Annotated in this window: 15 protein-coding genes; 12 read left to right on the top strand and 3 right to left on the bottom strand. The window is 62.4% G+C overall.

Annotated features, from left to right (window positions below; translation table 11 throughout):
* Window positions 1-7: 7 nt before the first annotated feature.
* Complete coding sequence (locus tag AAXE93_RS03805; protein ID WP_006849608.1) at window positions 8-235, top strand: DUF3148 domain-containing protein; 228 nt, start codon at window positions 8-10, stop codon at window positions 233-235.
* On the opposite strand, the gene AAXE93_RS03800 is transcribed toward AAXE93_RS03805, so the two are convergent.
* Both AAXE93_RS03800 and AAXE93_RS03795 read right to left on the bottom strand, forming a co-directional pair.
* A complete protein-coding gene (locus AAXE93_RS03800) occupies window positions 232-1,488 on the bottom strand; it encodes a M16 family metallopeptidase (protein ID WP_390128251.1) in 1,257 nt (418 codons plus the stop codon). The two genes, AAXE93_RS03805 and AAXE93_RS03800, sit on opposite strands and share 4 nt — an antisense overlap.
* The gene (locus AAXE93_RS03795) at window positions 1,485-2,768 is read right to left on the bottom strand and encodes a M16 family metallopeptidase (RefSeq protein ID WP_390128249.1); all 1,284 of its coding nucleotides are present in this window, start codon (window positions 2,766-2,768) and stop codon (window positions 1,485-1,487) included. Before AAXE93_RS03795 ends, AAXE93_RS03800 begins: the two co-directional genes overlap by 4 nt.
* An 18-nt stretch (window positions 2,769-2,786) precedes the next feature.
* Between AAXE93_RS03795 and AAXE93_RS03790 the strand changes: the two genes are divergently transcribed.
* From AAXE93_RS03790 to AAXE93_RS03740, 11 genes are all read left to right on the top strand, one after another.
* Window positions 2,787-3,530, top strand: a complete 744-nt coding sequence (locus AAXE93_RS03790; RefSeq protein WP_250396823.1) for a phycocyanobilin:ferredoxin oxidoreductase — start codon at window positions 2,787-2,789, stop codon at window positions 3,528-3,530.
* Window positions 3,530-4,426 (top strand): HlyD family efflux transporter periplasmic adaptor subunit, encoded by an 897-nt coding sequence (locus AAXE93_RS03785; protein WP_390128245.1) that lies wholly within the window; start codon window positions 3,530-3,532, stop codon window positions 4,424-4,426. The genes AAXE93_RS03790 and AAXE93_RS03785 overlap by 1 nt, the downstream gene beginning before the upstream one ends.
* The gene (gene devC, locus AAXE93_RS03780; RefSeq protein WP_114989062.1) at window positions 4,423-5,592 is read left to right on the top strand and encodes an ABC transporter permease DevC; all 1,170 of its coding nucleotides are present in this window, start codon (window positions 4,423-4,425) and stop codon (window positions 5,590-5,592) included. The genes AAXE93_RS03785 and devC overlap by 4 nt, the downstream gene beginning before the upstream one ends.
* Window positions 5,592-6,269 carry a DevA family ABC transporter ATP-binding protein gene (locus AAXE93_RS03775; RefSeq protein ID WP_114989063.1) on the top strand — a complete coding sequence of 226 codons (678 nt, stop codon included), beginning with the start codon at window positions 5,592-5,594 and terminating at the stop codon, window positions 6,267-6,269. The genes devC and AAXE93_RS03775 overlap by 1 nt, the downstream gene beginning before the upstream one ends.
* Before the next feature lie 36 nt (window positions 6,270-6,305).
* On the top strand, window positions 6,306-6,461 hold the full coding sequence (locus AAXE93_RS03770) for a hypothetical protein (protein ID WP_006850288.1): 156 nt from the start codon (window positions 6,306-6,308) through the stop codon (window positions 6,459-6,461).
* 91 nt (window positions 6,462-6,552) lie between these two features.
* Complete coding sequence (locus AAXE93_RS03765; protein WP_186515255.1) at window positions 6,553-7,485, top strand: glycosyltransferase family 2 protein; 933 nt, start codon at window positions 6,553-6,555, stop codon at window positions 7,483-7,485.
* A 130-nt stretch (window positions 7,486-7,615) separates the two neighbouring features.
* Window positions 7,616-8,332, top strand: coding sequence for a 30S ribosomal protein S2 (gene rpsB, locus AAXE93_RS03760; protein ID WP_006850376.1), 717 nt, complete (start codon window positions 7,616-7,618; stop codon window positions 8,330-8,332).
* 84 nt (window positions 8,333-8,416) lie between these two features.
* Window positions 8,417-9,079 carry a translation elongation factor Ts gene (gene tsf, locus AAXE93_RS03755; protein WP_038555235.1) on the top strand — a complete coding sequence of 221 codons (663 nt, stop codon included), beginning with the start codon at window positions 8,417-8,419 and terminating at the stop codon, window positions 9,077-9,079.
* Window positions 9,080-9,084: 5 nt separating this feature from the next.
* Window positions 9,085-10,206, top strand: coding sequence for a hypothetical protein (locus AAXE93_RS03750; protein ID WP_390128239.1), 1,122 nt, complete (start codon window positions 9,085-9,087; stop codon window positions 10,204-10,206).
* The gene (gene recG / locus AAXE93_RS03745) at window positions 10,161-12,677 is read left to right on the top strand and encodes an ATP-dependent DNA helicase RecG (RefSeq protein WP_390128237.1); all 2,517 of its coding nucleotides are present in this window, start codon (window positions 10,161-10,163) and stop codon (window positions 12,675-12,677) included. The genes AAXE93_RS03750 and recG overlap by 46 nt, the downstream gene beginning before the upstream one ends.
* A gap of 22 nt (window positions 12,678-12,699) precedes the next feature.
* Entirely contained in the window at window positions 12,700-13,401 is a 702-nt protein-coding gene (locus AAXE93_RS03740; RefSeq protein WP_390128234.1) for a M15 family metallopeptidase, read from the top strand.
* Here AAXE93_RS03740 and AAXE93_RS03735 read toward each other — a convergent pair.
* Window positions 13,365-15,107, bottom strand: a complete 1,743-nt coding sequence (locus AAXE93_RS03735; protein WP_390128676.1) for an NADPH-dependent assimilatory sulfite reductase hemoprotein subunit — start codon at window positions 15,105-15,107, stop codon at window positions 13,365-13,367. The genes AAXE93_RS03740 and AAXE93_RS03735 overlap by 37 nt on opposite strands.
* Window positions 15,108-15,147 lie beyond the last annotated feature (40 nt).

Genomic DNA, 15,147 nt, shown 5'->3' with positions numbered 1-15,147 from the left:
AGTTCAGATGTCGGTATCAATTGGTGATCAGCTGCGCCTGTCGCAGCAGCTTCCGTACCTCAAGTCGGCGGATCCGATGCCGATGCTGCGGCCGCCGGATTTGGTGGCCGCCGGTGAAGTAGGCGAAGTGGTTGCACTTCATCCGATGGACACGGTTGCTGTGCGTTTTCGCCGGGGCACGTTTCTGATCCCCCTCGATCGGCTGGATCCGGTGGATGCAGCTGAGGTGGACTAAGCAGCGTCCCGCCGATCCCAGCGCCGTTCGAGCTGCTTCAGTGCAGTGGAGGTTCCGCACAGGCTGAGTCGTGGTTCCCTAAGCCAACGTTGGGCAGCATGGAGCACATCCGTCGGTGTCAGTTCCGCAAGAGCCCGCACACAGCGTTGGTCATGATCGTCGGGGAGCCCTTGGGCCTTCAGCTGAACCCGTCGCTCTGCCCGTTGGGAGCAGGTCTGCAGGCCCTGGGCGAGCTGACCGATGTACTTGGCCCGTGCGAGCTCGAGTGCGGCCTCACTGAGGGGTTGCTCACTCAGCTCGTCCCAGATGTTCAGCAGCAAGTCCAGCGCGAGCTCTGAGCGCTCCTCCACGCTCGAGGCCATCAGCACAAAGGGCGCCGGTCCTGCCAGGGCAGGGAAGTGCGCGGCCACGTCGTAGGCCACGCCATGGTCTTCCCGCAGGCGCTGGAACAGCAGGCTCGACATCCCCACGCCCAGATGGCACTGCAACAGTCGCAACGCCAGTTCATCCGGGTGTCCATGCCCCAGCGTCGCCTGCCCAAGCATCAGAACCACCTGTTCGGTGTCCATTGCTTCGAGCTGGATCGTTTCGGTTCCTGCCGCTTCGGCGTAGGGACGGCGGCCTGAGCGATCGTTGCCGCTCCCTTCTGGCCAGTCGCGAAAGTCCTCAAGGGAGCCAATCGTGTCGATGATTTGCGGTGGGACGCTGCCCGCCAGGGCGAGAACGCTCGATGCCCTCGGTAGCCGCTCGGCCAGGGGGAGAAGTGCCTCCCGATCCAGATCATCCAGCTCTTCAGCGATGCCCATCGGGTCGTGGCCGTAGCCCCCGTTGCCATAGGTCAGCTGCCGCCATCCGGTCGTGGCGCAATGGAAGGGATCCTCCCGCTGCCGTTGCAAGGCCTGAATCGTGAGCGAACGTTCAAGGGCCACCTGGCCAGGCTCAAGCCGGGGGGAACGAACCATCTGGGCCAGCAGGGGCAGGAGCTGCTCCGCGTCTTCCACCGTGCAGCGCAGGCTCAGCACGAGCGCATCTTCCTGGGCATCGCAGCGCAGACCTGCTCCGCATCCCTCAACAAGGTCCGCCAGGTCAACGTGGTTGTGTCGTCCACAGCCGCGGCTGAGCAGAGATGCCAGCAGGTCATGGGCACCCCGTGTTCCTGCAGGGTCGTCGGCGCTGCCGAAAGGAAGCAGCAGTTTCGCAGCCAGAATCCCCGGGCTTGAGACCGGTTCGATCAGCAGTTCGGGGTTGCTCATCCGTGTTTCGTCTTTGCCTGGGCGGTCAGCACAAACGCCTGTTCGGGTTGAAGCCTTGGGAACAGGTCTGAGCGAAGCCGCTCGGCCGTCCATGGCGGCAGGAAAGCAAGAGGATGGAGCAGATCCTGCTGCCGGTCCCAGAGGGTCTGGCTGGCGCTGAGCCCAGACACCTGGCCCGTCGATTCCAAGGCATAGCGCAGTCCGTTGCTCACCAGCTGCTGGCCCCGTTTCAGCTCCTGATCGCTGACGAGCTCTTCCTCCATGGCGCGCAGCTGCCGGTTCACCTCGTCTTCCACAGCCTCCAGATGCTCGTCTGGACAGATCACCTCCAGCGTGATCAGGCTTCCCTGCTCCAGAACCGAGAGGTCCATCGACACGCTTTCAACGATCTGCAGTTCCTCCCTCAAGCGGTTCACGAGACGACTGCGTCGTCCTTCCCCCAGCAGGGTTGTGGCGAGATCAGCGGCCATCACGCCTGTTTGATCCTGGGCCCGTGGAGCTTCCCAGAGCATCAGCAGTCGGGCGGATTCGAGCCGGTCCACAACAACGCTTTCGCGTCCAGGACGCACGTTCAGGGGCGATGACGGTGATGAGGGCTCAGGCGCATCCAGGAGGTCTGCCAGAGCCGAGGAACCCAGGGCACTGCGCAGCTCCGCTGACGAAGGCCCGGCCATCGCCAGACAGCAGTTGGAACCGCGGTACTGCCGCTGATGAAACGCCCGCATGGCCTCGGGCGTCATGGCCTCCAGGCTGCGGGGGGTACCCAGGATGGGTCGGCCGTAGGGGTGCTGGTCACAGCCCTTGCTCAACAGCAGTTGCAGCACCTGCTCATTGGGTTGATCGGCGTATTGAGCGATCTCTTCAAGCACCACCCCCCGTTCCGTGTTGAACCCGTCAGGCTCGAGGCTTGGCTGCAACACCAGTTCCAACAACAGATCCAACGCTTCGCGGGCTCGATCCGGGGGTGTCAGCACGTGGAAGTGAACGTCATCAAAGCCTGTGGCGGCATTGCTGCTGCCCCCCAGAGCTTCGATGGCTTCATCGAATGCCCCTGCGGCCAGCCGCTCACTTCCCTTGAACACCATGTGCTCCAGGAAATGGGCCATGCCCTCTTCCCCTGGCTGCTCACTGGCACTGCCGGCACGGCACCAGAGATCGAGACAGGTAAGGGGTGCATCCGGCATGTCCGCCGTCACGCAGCGCACTCCGTTGGGGAGGGTCCAATGGTCCAGTGGGGGACCGGAGAACGGAAGGTTCAGAACTGCGTGGCAAAGTTCCATTCTGTGCCTGCCCCTTCGATGCAGCCCAAGCCGCTGGCGCCACCGCCAGGACAGCATCCCCTCGTGCAGGCCTTGGCGGCATCGATCCGTAGTGCCTGGGCGGGATTGCCCGGATTGGAGATCCTCCCCTGCGATGAGGATTTGCGCTTCATCCAGGGGCAACTCGATGGCGAGGGCCTATCGATCGGCAACGAGCTTTTTCGCTGCATCGGCCTTCGCAAACTTCATTTGGAGGTTGCGCGACTCGGCAACGGCCTGCAGATCCTCCACAGCGTCTGGTTCCCCGATCCCCACTACGACCTGCCGATCTTCGGGGCCGACATCGTGGCCGGCCCTGCAGGCATCTCCGCCGCGATCGTTGATCTGTCCCCCACCTCCGATGACTTGCCGGAGCAGCTGATCCAGCGGCTTGAGGCCAGGCCATGGCCGGCGTTCCGTCAGGTTCGGGAGCTGCCGGCCTGGGGATCAGCCATCTTCTCAAACAAGGTGTGCTTCATCCGCCCCGATGGTGCTGACGAGGAAGCAGCCTTTCAGGAACTGGTGAGCCATTACCTGCAGGTGATGGCCACCAGCGTGATCGAGGCGACTCCCGAACCGTCCACGGCTCTCACTACAGTCCGCCGGTACGAGGGTCAGTTGAACTATTGCCTTCAGCAGAAACGCAACGACAAGACCCGCCGCGTGCTCGAGAAGGCCTTCGATTCAGCCTGGGCCGATCGCTACATCGACATGCTTCTGTTCGACAACCCTCCGGAACTCTGATGACCCCCAAGCGCTGGTCTGTTCTGGCTGGAAGTTTGGTCATTGCGGTCATCGGCGGCTGGTTGCTGCGGCCGACGCCCGAACCCAAGCCGGTTGAACCGACGCCTGCACCCACGGTTCGTCCCGAAGCGGTCGCGGCCCTGGGGCAGCTGGAGCCCGCCGGGGACATCCGCAATCTGGCGGCTCCCAATGCGGGGATGGCGGGGACACCCCGGGTGGCAGCCCTCAATGTGAATGAGGGTGATCTGATCAAGACCGGCCAGGTGTTGGCGTCCTTCGATCACCGGGATGGACTGCTCGCTGATCTGGAGCGCGTCGATGCGCAGCTGCGCAGCCTCGATCAGGAGATACAGCTTCAGGCCCTTGAGGTAGAGCGCTTCAGCAGAGCCGCCGATTGGGGTGCGGCCGAATTGACTCTGGTGGACAACAAGCGTGAAGAGCTGGTTCGTCTTCAGGGACAGCGGGATCAGGCCCTGGCGGAGCGCAAAGGGCTTCAGGCCGACCTCGTGCTCAGTCAGCTGATCTCGCCCCTTGATGGTGTTGTGCTCAAGCTGCATGCCCGTGCAGGCGAGCGCCCTGGTGCAGAGGGGGTGATGGATGTGGGGGCCAATCAGGCGATGCAGGCCAGCATCGAGGTCTACGAATCCGACATCTCCCTGATCCGCCTCGACCAGTCCGTGCGCCTCATCAGCGAGAACGGTGGTTTCCGCGGTGAACTCGTCGGGCGCGTCCTGCGCATCAGCCCGCAGGTGGAACAACGGTCTGTTCTCTCCACCGATCCCACCGGCGATGCCGACGCCCGCGTTGTGATGGTTGATGTGGTGCTGAATCCTGAAGATGCCGCCAAGGTCACTCGTCTGGCGGGTTTGAAGGTGATCGCCCGCTTCGATCCATGAACCGGTTCTGGCGGGGGCGTCGGATTCCCCTCTCCTGGCTGTTGCTGACGCGCCAGCCCGTTCGCTTGCTGGTGGCGCTTGCCGGCATCAGCTTCGCGGGAATTCTGATGTTCATGCAGCTTGGATTCCGTGATGGCCTCTTTGACGCCAGCGTCACAGCGCACCGGCTGTTCGATGCTGATGTTGTTCTGATCAGTCCACGCTCTGCCAGCTCCGTGAGCATGGAGGCCTTTCCAAGGCGGCGGCTGGTTCAGACCCTGGCTGATCCAGACGTCGATGGGGTGACCCCGGTGCACTGGGGGCTGATGCTGTGGCGGAACCCGGAAACGCGGCGCAACCGGTCGATCCTGGCCTTGGGTTTCAATCCCGACGACCCCTTTTTTGTCGATCCCTCCCTGGCTGAGAAAACTGACGCTCTCAAGCAGAAGGGGCGGATCCTCTTCGATCAGCTGTCACGTCCTGAATTCGGACCGATTGCCGATTGGTATCGCGATGGCCGTGTGGTGGAAACCGAGATCGCTGGCAACCGCGTCCGGGTGGCGGGTCTGGTGAGCCTGGGCACCAGCTTCGGTGCCGACGGCAACCTGCTCACGAGCACGGAGACGTTCCTCGATCTGATGCCTCAGAAGCCGCCTGGGGCGATCGAAGTGGGTCTGGTGCGGTTGAAGCCCGGCGCGGATCCTGAGCAGGTGGTGTCCCGATTGAGACAGCGACTGCCCAAGGATGTTTCGGTGCTGACCAAGCAGGGCTTCATCGATTTCGAGCAGAACTATTGGAAGAGCAGCACCTCCATCGGTTTCATCTTCACGCTCGGCGCCGCCATGGGCTTCGTGGTGGGCTGCGTGATCGTTTATCAGGTGCTGTACACCGATGTGAGTGATCACCTGCCGGAGTACGCCACTTTGATGGCCATGGGCTATCGCCTCAGCCATCTGTTGGGAGTGGTGGTTCGTGAGGGCTTCTATCTGGCGGCGATGGGGTACGTCCCCGCCTACATGGCCGGTCAGGGGCTGTACTGGTTCGTTCGTGACGCCACCAAGCTGCCCGTCGGCATGGATCTGTCCCGGGCGTTGACCGTTCTGGTGATGATCCTGGTGATGTGCATGTTGTCGTCGTTCCTGGCCATGCGTCGTCTCATCGATGCAGACCCTGCGGAGATCTTCTGATGGCAGCTGTTGTTGTCGACAACCTCTCCCACGCTTTCGGCCAAGGGGAGATGCGCCGCGCGGTTCTTCAAAACATCAGCTTCAGCATCGAGCCGGGCGAAGTGGTGTTGTTGACCGGTCCTTCGGGCTGTGGCAAGACGACACTGCTCACCTTGATCGGCGCCTTGCGGACGGTTCAGCAGGGTGAGGTGTCGGTGCTTGGTGAGTCCCTGCATGGTGCAGGCCGTCGGCGCCGCCAGCAGGTGCGCCGGCGCATTGGAATGATTTTTCAGGGGCACAACCTTCTGCGCTGCCTCACGGCTGAACAGAACGTGCAGATGGGAGCCGATCTTCTGCCTGATCTCAGTTACAGGGCCCGTCGGGATGAGGCCCGTCAGTGGCTCCGTGCCGTCGGCCTGGAGGACCACATGGCCAAAGTTCCCCATGACTTGTCCGGAGGACAGAAGCAGCGGGTCGCCATTGCCCGTGCCCTTGCCGCAAACCCCCGCCTTCTCCTGGCTGACGAGCCCACCGCTGCCCTGGACAGCCGTACGGGCCGGGAGGTGGTGGAGCTGCTTCGCCGACTCGCCCGTGAACAATCCTGCGCGGTGCTGATGGTGACCCATGACCCACGCATCGTTGATGTGGCCGATCGCCTGCTTCAGATGGAGGACGGGCGATTAAAGAATGCTGTTTAGTAAGATGAAAGTTGATATCAGAGCCCGCAGTTCCGCATGGCCAAGCGCAGAAACCTGAAGAAAGAAAAGCAGGAGCGGAACCGCGCCTACGCGCGCAAGTTCAAGAAGCGCAAGATGCGGAACGATGGCCGTGGTGAAGGCGCTGGTAACGGTGTGACCGGAACCGCCAACAACGGTGGTGCCGCCGACTGATCAACGGATCAGACCATGCATCAAAAAGGGGGCCTGCGGGCCCCTTTTTTGTTGTTCGTAGGGTGGGTGGCCATTTGCATCGGCCGTCGCGATGTTCGTCAGCGTCGTTATTCCGACCTACAACCGACGCCCGATCCTCGAGAAATGCCTCTCGGCACTGGAAGATCAGCAGCTTGCTGGAGCTCTTCAGGACTACGAGGTTGTTGTGGTTGACGACGGTTCCACCGATGGAACGCCGTCATGGCTGAGCGAGCAGTCCCAGCGTTTTCCCCATGTGCGCCTCATCGAGCAGGAGCACGGTGGTCCTGCCGAGGGCCGAAACCGCGGTGTGGATCACGCCCGTGGCGATGTGATCGTCTTCATCGACAGCGATCTGGTGGTCACAGAAACCTTTCTGGCCACCCATGCACGGGCGTTGCAGCAGTGCTGGCAACGGCGCGGTGATCGGCTCTGCTTCACCTACGGCGCTGTCATTAACACCGCCAACTTCGAAGCACCCTGCTCGGAGCGCCACAAATTGCGTGACTTGTCCTGGGCTTATTTCGCCACTGGAAATGTGGCCATCGATCGGGAGGTGCTGGAGCGCTCAGGCCTGTTTGACACCGGTTTCCGCCTCTACGGCTGGGAGGACCTGGAACTGGGTGAGCGTCTGCGGCGGATGGGGGTTGAGTTGGTGAAGTGCCCGGACGCTGTCGGCTATCACTGGCACCCCGCCCTGAGTCTCGACCAGATCCCCCGACTTGTGGAAGTGGAGGGTGAACGGGCCCGTATGGGGCTTGTTTTCTACCGCAAACATCCCACCAGGCGGGTGCGGTTGATTATCCAGTTCACCTGGTTCCATCGCATCCTTTGGGAAGTGCTCACCCTCGGTGGGCTGATCAATCCCTCAAGCCTTCGCCCGCTGCTCCGTTGGCTGATTCGGCATGGCTATCCCGGAACGGCGATGGAGTTGCTTCGTTTGCCCCTCAATCGCATCGGTGTGCGTGCCCTGTTCCGTGAAGCCAGAGCGGCAGGGCTTCGCTGATCAACGTTTTGATACCTTCTATAGGTCCTTTCACTCCGCACACCTGCCCGTTTCGGGTGCACCGTGAGACCAGCTCCTGCTGGTTGTTCAGGTCCCTGGCAGGTGGAGGCGAACCCGAAACCCTCAAACCATGGCTGTCGTCACCCTCGCCGAGATGATGGAGGCTGGTGCCCACTTTGGGCACCAGACCCGTCGTTGGAACCCCAAGATGTCGCGCTACATCTATTGCGCGCGCAACGGCGTTCACATCATCGACCTCGTGCAGACCGCCGTCTGCATGAACAACGCCTACAAGTGGACCCGTTCTGCGGCACGCAGCGGCAAGCGTTTCCTCTTCGTCGGCACCAAGAAGCAAGCCTCTGAAGTTGTGGCGCTGGAAGCCGCCCGTTGCGGAGCTTCCTACGTGAATCAGCGCTGGTTGGGCGGCATGCTCACCAACTGGACCACCATGAAGGCCCGGATCGATCGTCTCAAGGATCTGGAGCGGATGGAGTCCAGCGGCGCCATCGCCATGCGCCCCAAGAAGGAAGGTGCGGTGCTGCGTCGCGAACTCGAGCGTCTTCAGAAGTATCTGGGTGGCCTCAAGAACATGCGTCGCCTTCCCGATGTTGTGGTCCTGGTGGACCAGCGTCGTGAGTCGAATGCGGTGCTCGAAGCCCGCAAGCTCGACATCCCCCTGGTTTCCATGCTGGACACCAACTGTGATCCGGACCTCTGTGAGGTGCCGATTCCCTGCAACGACGACGCCGTTCGTTCTGTGCAACTGATCCTGGGCCGTCTGGCCGATGCGATCAATGAGGGCCGCCATGGTTCCAACGATCAGCGTGGTGGCGACAGCGAAGGCTGATCTCCTCTCACCGCTAAGTTCACGCCGCTGATTCCAATCTGGGAATCGGCGGCGATTCAATTTCCCTTCTCACTGCTCCGACCGATGGCTGCTGCCGTATCCGCCAAGCTTGTCAAAGAACTGCGCGACAAGACCGGCGCGGGGATGATGGATTGCAAAAAGGCCCTGGCCGCCACGGAAGGCGATGCCAACAAGGCCGTTGAGTGGCTTCGCCAGAAAGGCATCGCCAGCGCTGAAAAGAAATCCGGCCGCACCGCCGCCGAGGGTGCCATCGGCAGCTACATCCACACCGGTGCCCGCGTGGGTGTGCTGGTTGAGGTGAACTGCGAAACCGACTTCGTGGCCCGGGGCGACATGTTCCAGTCGCTGCTGCGTGATGTCTCCATGCAGGTGGCGGCATGCCCCAACGTTGAGTACGTCACCACCGACGAGATTCCCGACGAGATCCGTGAGCGGGAAAAGGCGATCGAGATGGGTCGTGACGATCTCGAGGGCAAGCCTGAGCAGATGAAGGAAAAGATCGTTGAGGGCCGCATCGGCAAGCGCCTCAAGGAACTCGCCCTCATGGAGCAGCCCTTCATCAAGGACAGCTCCATCACCGTTGCTGACCTCGTCAAGCAAACCGCTGGCAAGATCGGCGAGAACGTGAAAGTTCGTCGCTTCACCCGTTACACCCTGGGCGAGGGCATCGAGGTGGAAGAGAACGATTTCGCTGCTGAAGTGGCGTCCATGCAGAACGCCGGCTGATTCCCTTGTCCGACCCGGACGTCAGGCCTGCTTACGACCCGTCAGAACAGCTGGCACGCCTTCAACGGTTGTGCCGGCTGCGGGCCATCGCCCTTTACAGGGAGCAGGCTCTATATCTTCAGGTGCTGCGGGAACTGCTGGAAGGAGCCACCCGTCAGGCCCTGTTCAATCTTCTTGGTGAGGTTGATCCCTCCCGTTTTGGTCGGCTGCCGGAGTCGACCCGTCAGAATTTCCATGCAGCGGTCACAGACCTGATCGACCGCTGCAGCGTTCTGCTCACGGTTGAGCAGCTGATGCAGCTGGTGCTGCAGATGCAGCAGGAGCAACTGCGCCAGCAGGCTCATGCCAGCAGAAGCATGCTGCAGAAGCTCAGTCGCCAGTCCCAGGAGAGTGCGCCTGAACCCGAGCCACCCACGTCTGAGCTCCCACGGGAAGAACCGAGCGGATCCATTCAGTTGAGCTTGGCTTCACCGCTTGAATCCCCTCCGAGGACGGCTTCCCCGGATCCCGTTAAAGAACCCGTCCCTGAACCCGCAGACAACAAATCTTCGGGTGATTTGGATGTGCTCCGCTCACTGTTCGAGCTGGCCGGTGATGCGATGCAGCAGGCCCAACAGCCCCTTGATCCCGGTGCTGTTCTTGATCCTTCGGTGGACGGCAACGACCACTTTCTTCCGAATGAACCGGATGCGCTGTTGCATTGGATCCAGGCCATGGATCAGGCGCTTGAGCGACGCCTTCGCAACCTGTCCCATGCGGTGAATGTGCAGATGCTGCGGTCAGGACTGGCCCAGACCCTCCTTCCAATCAGCCTTCTGGATGCTGTCCTGAAGGGGCAGGTCGAAACGCAGCCAACCGCCACGAACGTGCTTCGCCTGCGCCTCCCTCTGGCCGTCGGTGAGCTCGACCAGGGCATGGATGTGCTCTGTGTGCTCTTACGCAGCAACGATCTGGAGTTCGACAGCCCACGTCTGCGTCAGTGCCGCAAACGATTGCGCGCTCACCACCATGCTCTGCTCACAATGGTGCGGCAGCAGCGTCATTGGCAGCGTCGCTCCCTGGATCGTGAGGCCCGGACCCATTGGCAGACCCCATCGGATTCAACGCAGCAGCTGAGCGGGGACTGACCAGCGAGCAGCTGTCGCTGCTCCTCACCTGGATGCTTCCCCTTCAGCGCTCGCTGGGCTTGGAGGCCGACCGTGGTTTTCAGAATCTGCAGGGTCGCCAGCAGCGCTTTCACGCCTTTCTGCAGCAGCAACTCGCAGCGCCTCCGGCCGTTCCCTTCCCCCAGGGGGTCAGTGAACGCATGTCCAAGCTCAGCTCTGGCTTTGCCGACTATCCGGAGCTCGCTGATCCGGCCCGCCGTCGCTTGGTCACCGATGCCCGTCAGTGGCTGCATGAGCTGCGCCATCGCCTGGAACCCTCGGCTCCGATGGCACCGCCACGCCTCAAGGTTCAGGCGTCGCCCCAGCAGCGTGCCAGCTCACCACTGCAGCTCGATAGTCCCATCACCCAGATCCGTGGTGTGGGTCCGAAATTCGCGGCACGGCTGGCTTCGATCGGCCTGCTTCTGGTCCGCGACCTGCTCCGCTACTACCCCCGTGATCATGTCGATTACTCCGCGATGCGCCGCATTGAGGCGCTGGTGTCGGGGGAAACAGCCACGATCGTCGCCACGATTCGCCGTTGCAACGGATTCGTCAGCCCACGGAACACCAACCTCGCCATCATTGAGCTCCAGCTGCAGGACCCGACCGGTCGCCTGAAGGTGAGCCGTTTCCTGGCGGGCAAACGCTTCAGTTCTCCGGCTTACCTCAAAGGCCAGCAGCGTCTCTACCCCGTTGGTGCCACCGTGGCCGTCAGTGGTCTGGTGAAAGATGGCCCCTACGGCATCACCTTTCAGGATCCGTTGATCGAGGTTCTGGACAGCCCCTCGTCTCCGGTCAAATCCCCCAGCATCGGCCGGCTTCTCCCGGTGTATCCCCTCACCGAAGGGGTTGGCGCGGATCGGTTCCGCAGCCTGATCGATCAGGTCCTGCCCCTCGCCGCATCGTGGCCTGATCCTCTCCCCGCCGTGACGCAGCGGCAATTCCAGCTGCCGGCACTGTCGGAGGCCCTGCAGGCCCTGCATGCGCCCAAAGACCGCGAAAGCCTCGATCGGGGACGGCGCCGGCTGGTGTTCGATGAGTTTCTGCTCCTGCAGCTCGGTCTGTTGCGCCGACGCCAGGCGCTGCGCTCTCGGACGGGCCCGGACCTGGATCTCCAATCCAGTGCCAATGGGCTTGTGGGGGAGTTCATGGATCTTCTGCCCTTCCGCTTCACCGCAGCCCAACAACGGGTGTTTCAGGAGATCGAAGCCGATCTGGCGCGCAGCGAACCCATGGCCCGTCTGGTGCAGGGGGACGTGGGCTCGGGCAAAACGGTGGTTGCCATTGCAGCGTTGCTCAGCACCATTGCCTCGGGCTGGCAGGGGGCCCTGATGGCCCCAACGGAGGTGTTGGCTGAGCAGCATTACCGCAACCTCTGTCAGTGGCTGCCGCAGCTCCATGTGAGCGTCGCCTTGCTGACGGGATCCACGCCGCGGCCCCGCCGTCGGGAGCTGCTGGATGACCTGGCCAACGGGTCGCTGAAGGTGCTGGTGGGCACCCATGCCTTGCTCGAGGATCCTGTCGTTTTCAACCGCCTGGGGCTGGTGGTGGTGGATGAACAGCACCGTTTCGGTGTGCATCAACGGGATCGCCTGCTCAACAAGGGCTTGCAGCCCCATCTGCTCACCATGACGGCAACACCGATCCCTCGGACCCTGGCGCTCTCGATGCATGGGGATCTCGATGTCAGCCAGATCGATGAATTGCCGCCAGGGCGAACACCGATTCGCACCCGCATGCTCACGGCCGCAAAGCGCGAGAAGGCCTATGAGTTGATCCGTGAGGAGGTGCAGCTGGGCCAGCGGGCCTATGTCGTTCTGCCTCTGGTGGACGAGTCTGAAAAGCTCGAGCTTCGCTCAGCCGTTGAAGTTCACGCTGAATTGGCCTCGGAGGTTTTCCCAGATCTGGCCGTTGGTTTGCTGCATGGGCGTCTCTCCAGTGCTGAAAAGCAGGCAGTGCTGACCGATTTCGCTGCTGGCACGACTCAGGTGCTGGTCTCGACCACGGTGGTGGAAGTGGGCGTGGACGTGCCCGAAGCCAGCGTGATGGTGATCGACCATGCCGAACGTTTCGGCCTGGCGCAGCTGCATCAGTTGCGGGGGCGCGTTGGCCGTGGCGCCGCTGCCTCCCATTGCCTGTTGATCAATGGCAGCTCCAATCCCCTGGCCCGCCAGCGTCTGGATGTGCTGGTGCGCTCCACCGATGGGTTTGAGATCGCCGAGATGGATCTGCGCTTGCGGGGGCCTGGCCAGGTGCTGGGAACCCGACAATCGGGCCTGCCTGATCTGGCCCTGGCCAGCCTTGCCGATGATGGTGCTGTGCTGGAGGACGCACGAACAGCCGCCCAGGAGCTGTTGAACAACGATCCTGAGCTCGAGCAGCACCCGTTGCTGCGCGAGACCCTGGAGGCCCAGCAGCGTCGCCTCAGCGGTGGCACTCCCTTGAACTGATCCATCCCGTTGCCGCGATTCGATGCGCCCCTGGAGTCCGATTCCGATTGAAGATTGCGGCGAGGCTTTGCAAGCGCTGCCTCCCGCTTTGTTGCGGATGGAACCTCACCCGTACATGGCGCTGGGGGCGCCCTATGGGACGTCGGGGAATCCCTTTCAATTGCGCCTGGGGGTCGTTCAGCGCCTGCTTGATGCTCAGCAGCAGCTGGTCGAGCACGATCCCCGCCTGCGCCTGAGCATTTTTGATGCCTGGCGGCCGATCGCCGTGCAAGCCTTCATGGTGGACCACAGCATTGCGGAACTCTGCCGTGAACGCGGCGTGAAAGCGCGCTCAGGGCACGCCTTCGATCAGGTGGTGGCCGATGTGGGGCGCTTCTGGGCTGCTCCCAGTCGGGATCCTGCGACCCCGCCTCCCCACAGCACCGGTGCGGCTGTTGATCTCACCCTCAGCAGCAGCGATGGAACGCCGCTGGCCATGGGGGGAGAGATTGATGCCATTGGTGCGGTGTCTGAACCGCAGCACTACGCCGGTCGGGAGGATTCCGAAGCTCGACGCTGGCATCAACGCCGGCAGTTGCTGGCTGAAGTGATGGGAGCAGCCGGCTTTGCCCAGCATCCGAACGAGTGGTGGCACTACTCGTTCGGTGATCAGCTCTGGGCCTGGCGAAAAGGTGCAGCTGTGGCGGTCTACGCCGAGGCCTTCAACAGCGCGCTCACTTCCTGATCACCAAGCTTCTCGATGTGGTCCCCGAAGCTGCGACGTCCACCGGCGGCTTTCCAGCTGAGGAGGAGCGGTTCAAGGGTTGTCTCCAGATCATCCAAGGGCAGTTTTTCCAGGTAAGGGCGCGCCAGACGCTGGAGATTGGGGGTGCCGCCGAGCCACAGCTGGTACTGGTTAACACCGTTGCCCACCAAGCCCAGCTCCGCCATGTAGGGGCGGGCACAGCCGTTGGGGCAGCCGGTCATCCTCACCAGCAGGGACTTCTCAATCTCGAGCCGTCGCAGCTGGGCATCGAGGCGATCCAGAACATCCGGAAGGATGCGCTCAGATTCGGTGATGGCGAGCCCGCAGGTGGGTAGAGCTGGGCAGGCGATGGCATGCCTGGCCAGAGGTGCTGGAGCTTCAGGCACCTCAAACCCGAGGGCTTCCAGCTGGGTTCGAATGCTGGCTCGCTGGGAGGTGCCGATGTTGCACAGCAGCAGGTCCTGGTTGGCGGTGAGGCGAATCTCCAGCTGGTAGGTCTCCACCAGCTCCCTCAGCCCTGCCTTGAGATCTCCGTTCAGGCGGCCACAGAGCAGGGGAAGTCCCACGAACCACATCCCTGCCTTCTGGCGATGCCAGCCGAGATAGTCCAAAAGCTTGGCCTTGGGCTCATTGCGCAGCCCCTTGAGGCTTCCCTTGAAGTAGGTCGCGCACAGGGTGTCGCGGAACCACTGGATTCCCTTGTCGTGCAGCAGATACTTCATGCGGGCGTGCTTGCGCACCTCCCGATCACCGTGATCCCGTTGCAGCGCCAGGATCGCCTGAACCACATCCAGAACGTCGGCAGCATCGACGTAACCCAAAGGATCCGCCGTGCGGGCGAAGGTCTCCTCCTTGTTGTGGGTGCGGCCCATGCCACCGCCCACGTAGACGTTGCAGCCCCGCAGATCGCCGGAGGGGTCGGTGAAGGCCACCAGGCCGATGTCCTGGGTGAGCAGGTCAACAGAGTTGTCCCCCGGCACGGTGACGGCCACCTTGAATTTCCGAGGTAGGTAGGTGTCTCCGTAGAGAGGTTCCTCAGTGCTGCCGGAAAAAACGCCGCCCTCGCTCTGGCGCTTTCTGGCCTTCTGAACGGCTCGGCTGGGCTTGAAGCGATAACTCAGGTCACCATCCACCCAGAGGTCCAGATAGGCCCCCTCGGCCGCTTCGGGGCTGAGCAGATCAGCAATTTCATCGGCCAGGCGCCGTGCCACGGGATAGCCGCCTTTCTCAAAAGGAGCTGGTGGTGCCATCACATTGCGGTTGATGTCCCCGCAGGCCGCCAGGGTCGAGCCCATGTTGCGAACGATGGTGCCGATCACCTCTTTCAGGTCGGCTTTGGCGATGCCGTGCATCTGGAAGGCCTGACGGGTGGTGGCCCGCAGAGTTCCGTCCCCAAGGCGGTTGGAGAGGTCATCGAGTGCGAGGAATAGTCGGGCAGGGATGCGTCCGCCCGGACTGCGCAGCCGCAGCATCATCTGCCAGCTGCGAACCTTGTCCGTCTTGCGCAGTTCGCGGTGGTGCTGTTGGTAGCTGCCGTGAAACTTCAGCAGTTGAACGGCATCTTCCGTGAAGCGAACATCGTCGTTGCTGAGCTCGCTCAACAACGGGTCGCGTAGATGGTCGCTGTCCAGCTTGCGCTGCTCCGCCTTGGACAGCGATTGAGTTCCTGTTTCCGCCACTGCCAAGGAGCCTTCCCCCACCCCGAAAAGGATTTCTTGATTTGAA

The organism is Synechococcus sp. HIMB2401 (assembly GCF_042883245.1).
Taxonomy (GTDB): Bacteria; Cyanobacteriota; Cyanobacteriia; order PCC-6307; family Cyanobiaceae; genus Parasynechococcus.
Note: the sequence above shows the minus strand (reverse complement) of the source record. Positions and strands in the feature narration are given on the sequence as shown.